This is a genomic window from Pseudomonas sp. AU12215, assembly GCF_001675465.2.
GTDB lineage: Bacteria > Pseudomonadota > Gammaproteobacteria > Pseudomonadales > Pseudomonadaceae > Pseudomonas > Pseudomonas nitroreducens.
The window spans coordinates 1-6567 of the sequence record NZ_MACM02000060.1; the positions used below are offsets into that span (position 1 = coordinate 1).

5 protein-coding genes and 1 pseudogene are annotated in these 6567 nt (G+C 65.5%); 3 read left to right on the top strand and 3 right to left on the bottom strand.

Annotated elements, in window-relative coordinates; all coding sequences use genetic code 11:
• The 3 genes from A9513_RS13470 to A9513_RS13480 form a co-directional block, all read right to left on the bottom strand.
• Positions 1-1225: cache domain-containing protein (locus tag A9513_RS13470; RefSeq protein ID WP_218060703.1), on the bottom strand; the 1225-nt coding region annotated here is incomplete at its 3' end.
• A 74-nt stretch (positions 1226-1299) separates the two neighbouring features.
• On the bottom strand, positions 1300-2322 hold the full coding sequence (locus tag A9513_RS13475) for an AraC family transcriptional regulator (protein WP_024765565.1): 1023 nt from the start codon (positions 2320-2322) through the stop codon (positions 1300-1302).
• Between the two features lie 51 nt (positions 2323-2373).
• Complete coding sequence (locus tag A9513_RS13480; protein WP_065084997.1) at positions 2374-4053, bottom strand: AMP-binding protein; 1680 nt, start codon at positions 4051-4053, stop codon at positions 2374-2376.
• Positions 4054-4557: 504 nt separating this feature from the next.
• On the opposite strand from A9513_RS13480, the gene pbpG reads away from it, so the two are divergent.
• The 3 genes and pseudogenes from pbpG to A9513_RS13495 all read left to right on the top strand — a co-directional run.
• Positions 4558-5487, top strand: coding sequence for a D-alanyl-D-alanine endopeptidase (gene pbpG / locus A9513_RS13485; RefSeq protein ID WP_065084998.1), 930 nt, complete (start codon positions 4558-4560; stop codon positions 5485-5487).
• A 224-nt stretch (positions 5488-5711) separates the two neighbouring features.
• The gene (locus tag A9513_RS13490) at positions 5712-6188 is read left to right on the top strand and encodes a PaaI family thioesterase (protein WP_084359768.1); all 477 of its coding nucleotides are present in this window, start codon (positions 5712-5714) and stop codon (positions 6186-6188) included.
• A 21-nt stretch (positions 6189-6209) separates the two neighbouring features.
• Positions 6210-6567: pseudogene (locus A9513_RS13495) on the top strand (acetyl-CoA C-acyltransferase); the annotation flags it as partial.

Below are 6567 nucleotides of genomic sequence, written 5' to 3' on the forward strand. Positions count from 1 at the left end.
TGGTCAGGTCGCCTTCGCCGCTGGCGATGTTGCGCAACATGGCGGCCACACCGAGGATCGGCCGGGTCACGCCGCGGGCGGTGAGCCAGACCAGCAGCAGGCCGACGATGGCGGCGATCAGGCCGAAGATCGTCTGCCACAGCGCACCGCTGGAGTTGCGCTCATCGAGCTGCTTCTGCAGTTGCAGCGCGGGAGCCAGCAGCACGTCCTGCGGTACGTCGAGCACCACGGCCCATGGCTTGGTGGCGTCCGGGATCGGCAGCAGCGGCTCGATCACCCGCAGTTGGCCATCCTTCTCCAGCACCTGCGGGCGACCGCTGGCCTGCAGCGACAGCAGTTCGGCGGCCTGGCCGGGAATGGCCTTCTCCAGCGGCTGGCCGAGCAACGCTTCGTCGCTACTGTAGCCGGCGAGCAGGCCTGCCGGGCTGACGATGCTGACGCTGCCGGCACCGTCGTAGAGCTCGCGGTCGCCATCAACGGCCAACTGTTGCAGGCGGCTGAGGCTGATGTCGATACCGATCACGGCGATGACCTTGCCCTGGTCCATCAGCGGGAAGGTCACAGTGGTCATCAGCACCTTGGTGCCCGAGGCGCTGTCGAAATAGGGGTTGAGCACGCAGGCCTTGCGGGTCTGCAGCGGGCACAGCTGCCAGGTGTTGAACGGGCTGCCGTCGAGCATGGCCGAGGTGTCGGCGATCATGTCTTCGGTCACTGCCAGGCCGGTCATTTCACCGGAGGCCTTCTGCGCCCAGTAGGCACCGAAGCGGCCCTTTTCGTTGCTGCCGGCATCGGGCTGGTCATGGAAGGCGGCGTCCTGGCCGTCCAGCGCATCGGGCTCGAAGACCACGTAGAGGCTGAGCAGGTTGGGGTTGCTCTTCAGGCCGTCACGCACCAGCAGGTTGAGGTCCTTGCGCACGGCTGCCGGGTCCGCGCCGTGCTTGGTGGACTGTTCGCGCAGTTGGGCGACCTGGCGGGAGAACTGGTTGCCGAAGTGGTACACGTCGGTGAAGAAGCGCTGGATGATTTCCGCCTGCTGCTCGCTGCGCGCCTGCATCCGCGACTTGGCCGCGTCCTTGAGCATGTCAGCATTGGCCGCCTTGATCAGCTGCGCATCATGGTTCATCCGGAACAGCGAGAGGCCGACCAGCAGGCAGACGATACAGAGCAGGCAGAGGCCGGTCAGCAGCGTAATCTTCCACTGGATCGAAAGGCGGGACAGGGGCATGGAGGGGCGTCCTTGGGCAAGAGCGGTTCTGTGTCGTTCTATCGGCTTGAAAGGCGGCTACTTGAGCGGCGCCCTTAAATTTCAGGCTCCTGGCGGATCAGTGCGCGGTATTGCCCCGGCGTCGATCCGGTCCATTTGCGGAACGCCTTGTAGAAGGCGCTGGTGTCGGCGAAACCCAGCTCTTCGGCCAGGTCGGCGAAGTTGCCGTCGCCGCTGTCCAGCCGTGCAAGGGCGAGGTCGCGGCGCAACTGGTCCTTGAGTGCCTGGTAGGACTGCCCCTCGGCGGCCAGCTTGCGGCGCAGGGTAGAGGGCGCCATGTAGAAGTGGCTGGCCAATGCGTCGAGGTCCGGCCAGCGCTCGAACTTCAGGCTGCGCAGGTAGGCCTTGGTACGTGCAGCGAGGCTCTGCGGGTCGCGGTAGCGCACCAGGATATTGGCCGGCGCGCCACCTAGGAATCGCCGCAACTCGCGCTCGTCGCGGCGCACCGGCAGCTCCAGCGCTTCGGCGTTGAACAGCAGGCGCGACTGGCGGCGGGCGAAGCGCAGATTGTCACAGAACATCACCCGGTAGTCCTCGATGAAATCCGGCCGTGGACAACGCAGCTCGATGGCGAGGATCGGGATGCGCCGCCCCACCAGCCAGCAGGCCAGGCCATGCAGCATCAACCACAGGGTGAAGTAGCAGAAAGCGCGAGGCGCGGAGCTTGCAGGCTCGTCGAGGGTGATCGAGGCGACGCCGTCCTGGCGCACCAGGCGCGGCGAGAAGTCGTCGAACACCAGGCCCATGAAGCGCAGCGCGGCGTTCATCGCCGCTTCCAGGGTCGGTTCGCGGATCGCAGCAGCGGCCATGAAGTTGAAGCTGCCGGACTTCATGCGCCGGGCATTCATGCCGAAGAACTCGTCGTCCATCTCCTTCGCCAGGCGCAGCCAGAGCCGCGCGTAAGCCTGGCTGGAAACCCGCGCGTAAGGCTTGCCGAACAGCTCCGGGGCGATGCCGGCGGCGGCCAATAGAGGCCCGTCGTCACGGCCGGCGCGACGAAACTCGGCCAGCGCTTCGCTGACCAGGCGGATGGAGATGGTGCCCTTCTCTACGCCCATGGCGCGCCGATGTCAGGGACGCACGCCTGGGCGCAGGAAGGTGTCGAACGCTCAGCCACGCTTGGCGCGCACCTCGTCGATGCTGATTTCGCGCATGCGGAACTTCTGGACCTTGCCGGTCACCGTCATCGGGAACTCGTCGCAGAAGCGGAAGTGGCGCGGCACCTTGAAGTGGGCGATGGCGTTCTTGCAGAAGGCGCGCAGCTCGTCCTCGGCGACGCTGTGGCCGGGGTGGAACTTGACCCAGGCCACCAGCTCCTCGCCGTACTTCTCGTCGGGAATGCCGATCACCTGCGCGTCGGCCACGGCGTGGTGGGTATAGAGGAACTCCTCGATCTCGCGCGGATAGATGTTCTCGCCGCCGCGGATGATCATGTCCTTGCTGCGCCCGACAATGCGCACGTTGCCCGCCTCGTCCATCTCGGCGAGGTCGCCGGTGAGCATCCAGCGCGCCGGGCTGATGGCCTCGGAAGTCGCCTGCGGGTTGTTCCAGTAGCCGAGCATCACGCTGTAGCCACGGGTGCAGAGTTCGCCGATGGTGCCGCGCGGGACGACACGGCCGTCGGCGTCGATGATCTTGCTTTCCAGGTGCGGCTGGGTGCGACCGACGGTGGTGACGCGGGTTTCCAGGTCGTCTTCCGGGCCGGTCTGCAGGGACACCGGGCTGGTCTCGGTCATGCCGTAGGCAATCTGTACCTCGGCCATGTGCATCTCGTCGATCACGCGGCGCATCACTTCGATCGGGCAGGTGGCGCCGGCCATGATGCCGGTGCGCAGGCTGGAGAGGTCGAAGTCGTGGCGGGTCGGGTGATCCAGTTCGGCAATGAACATGGTGGGCACGCCGTACAGCGCGGTGGCCTTCTCTTCTGCCACCGCCGCCAGGGTTGCCTCGGGCTCGAAGCTGGGCGCGGGGTAGATCATGGTGGAGCCGTGGGTCAGGCAGCCGAGGTTGCCCATCACCATGCCGAAGCAGTGGTACAGCGGCACCGGGATCACCAGGCGGTCGTGCTCGGTGAGGCCGAGGCTGTCGCCGACCATCAGGCCGTTGTTGAGGATGTTGTAGTGGCTGAGCGTGGCGCCCTTGGGGAAACCGGTGGTGCCAGAGGTGTACTGGATGTTGATCGGCTCGTCGAACTGCAGCAGCGCCTGGCGCTCGGCCAACTCGGTGGCGGACGTGCCACGGCCCAGCGGCTCCAGCTGGCTCCAGCGCAGGAAGCCGGACGGCGCCGTATCGGACAGGCTGATCACCCCGCGCAGCTCCGGCAGGCGGTCGCTGGACAGCTCGCCCGGTCGCCCCTGCCCCAGTTCGGGCAGCAGGTCGGCAAGCATGCCGTGGTAATCGGACGTCTTGAACGCATCGGCGCACACCAGCCAGCGGCAGCCGGACTGCTTGAGCGCGTATTCGAGTTCGCTCACCCGGTAGGCCGGGTTGATGTTGACCAGCACTGCGCCGACCTTGGCGCTGGCGAACTGGGTGACACACCATTGCGCGCAGTTGGGCGCCCAGATGCCCAGCCGGTCGCCGGGGCGCAGGCCGAGGGCGAGGAAAGCGCGGGCGATGCCATTGACCACCTCGGCCAGCTCGGCCCAGGTGTAGCGCAGGTTCTGGTGACGCACGACCAGAGCCTCGCGGGCCGCGAAACGCTCTACCGTGGCGTCGAAGGCAGCGCCGACGGTCATGGCCAGCAGGGGTTTGTCCTGGGGGCCGCGGGTGTAACTCAGGTGGTTCATGGCTTTCCCTTGTTGTGCTTGTTCTGGGATCAACGCTGAACGATCGACTCTGGCAGCGGTGCCAAAGCACCGAGAGCCAACCTACCCCGCCGGACTGACTGACCGGTCGCGGGCGACGGAGAATGTTTACGTTAACGTAAAGGTAAACGCAACCCCGACCATCGGCAGAACGATGTTGGCGGGCGCCTCCGCATCATTCAGGATAGCTACTCACAAAGCGTGCCATTCGGCCTGAAAGCCAGAGCTGGCGAGGCCTTGAGAAGAGTTTCGGAAGTTCGCCTCCCAACCGCTGCGGTTGCATTTCGCAACAGCTCGAGCTGGTAGCTGAGCTACGGCCGCCAGTACCAGTCGTGGCCTTGCCTGGACGACGTCGGCACGTCTCAGGTTGTCGCAAACTGAGACGCCCAGCGCCAGGTGCGCTAGCGCAGGCCTTGCAGTAGAATTCGACGAAAATGCCTACATGGATGTAGACAAATTCCCACTCAACGCTTGCGAATCACATCCATGACTACTCGTCGTTCGATACTGAGCCTGCTGTTTGCCTGCGCCGCTGTTGTCTGTACATCGAACTCCTTTGCTGCCACCCCCAAGACGGCCTCCGCCAAAGAACTCGTCCTCGCCTCCGGCAGCGCGCTGGTGGTCGACCTGGAGAACGGTAAGACCCTCTACTCCAGCAACCCCAACCTGGTAGTGCCTATCGCCTCGGTGACCAAGCTGATGACCGCGATGGTTACCTTGGACGCCAAGCTGCCGATGAACGAGCTGATCCCCGTGGACATCTCCGAGACCGCCGAGATGAAGGGCGTGTTCTCCCGCGTCCACCTGGGCAGCATGATCAGCCGCCAGAACATGCTGCTGTTGGCGCTGATGTCCTCGGAAAACCGCGCCGCCGCCAGCCTCGCCCACAACTACCCGGGCGGCTCCAGGGCCTTCGTCGCAGCCATGAACGCCAAGGCGAAATCCCTCGGCATGACCAGCACTCATTATGTCGAGCCCACCGGCCTGTCGATCCACAACGTTTCCGACGCCAATGACCTGATCCGCCTGGCCAAGGCTGCCTACACCTACCCGCAGATCCGCCAGTTGAGCACCACGGCGACCAGCGATGCGCGCTTCAGCAAGCCCAGCTATTCGCTGAGCTTCTTCAACACCAACCCGCTGGTGCGCAACGGCAAGTGGGACATCCGCCTGACCAAGACCGGCTTCACCAACGACGCCGGCCACTGCCTGGTGATGGTTACCATGATGAACGGCCGCCCGGTCGCCCTGGCCCTGCTCGATGCCTTTGGCAAACGCACCCACGTGGCCGACGCCGGTCGCATCCGCCGCTGGGTCGAAACCGGTGTCGCTTCGCCGGTGCCCGCCGTCGCCCTGCAATACAAGGCTCAGCGCAGCCAGGCCCGCGCGGCCAGCATGACCGCCACCGCCGAGTAAAGCCCTCCGCGCTGGCGGAGTCCGCTCCGCCAGCGCCCTCTCCTTCCCCCTTTCCCTGTCGTTTCAGCCCTGCTGGATGGCGCTTCCGTCACTTATATGCCGGCCATCATTCAATGCTAGTATGATGATCGTAATATTTAATCGAAGTGCTGGAGCCCGCGATGACCGAACTGACACCGACCCGTGAACAGAAGATTGCCGCCTGGGAAGCGGCGGCCGCGCAAATGCGCCAGCGCCTGGCCGAGCCCGGCGTGATTGCCCTGCAGGAACTGCGCAGCAAGACGCCCCAGGAGTTCTTCGACGGCATCGGAGCAGGCGAGCTGCCCGCCCCGCCGATCAACGCGCTGATCGGCTTCGTCCCGCTGGAATGGAGCCAGGGCCGCTTCATCTTCCAGGGCACCCCGGACATGCGCCACTACAACCCGCTGGGCACCGTGCACGGCGGCTACGCGGCCACGCTGCTGGACTCGGCCATGGGCTGCGCGGTGCACACCATGCTCGAACCGGGCCTGGGCTACACCACCACCGACCTGCGCATCAGCTACATCCGCGCACTGACCCGCGACACCGGACCGATCCGCGCCGAGGGCACGATCGTGCATGTCGGCCGCTCCACCGCCCTGGCCGAAGGCCGTCTCTACGACGTGGACGGCAAGCTCTACGCCACCGGTTCCACCACCTGCCTGATCCTCGGGCGCTGACAGCTGTTCAGGAGACCGACCATGACTTCCGTAGTGATCGCGGGTTATGCCCGCTCCCCGTTCCACTTCGCCAAAAAGGGCGCGCTGATCGACGTACGCCCGGACGACCTCGCCGCGCAGACCGTCAAGGCACTGGTACAACGCAGCGGCCTGGATGCCAGCCTGATCGAGGACCTGATCATGGGCTGCGCCTATCCCGAGGGCGAACAGGGCATGAATATCGCGCGCATCACCAGCTTCCTCGCCGGGCTGCCGGAAACGGTGGCCGGCGCCACGGTGAACCGTTTCTGCGGCTCGTCCATGACGTCCATCCACTTCGCCGCCGGGCAGATCCAGCTCGGCGCCGGCGATGCGTTCATCTGCGCCGGTGTGGAATCCA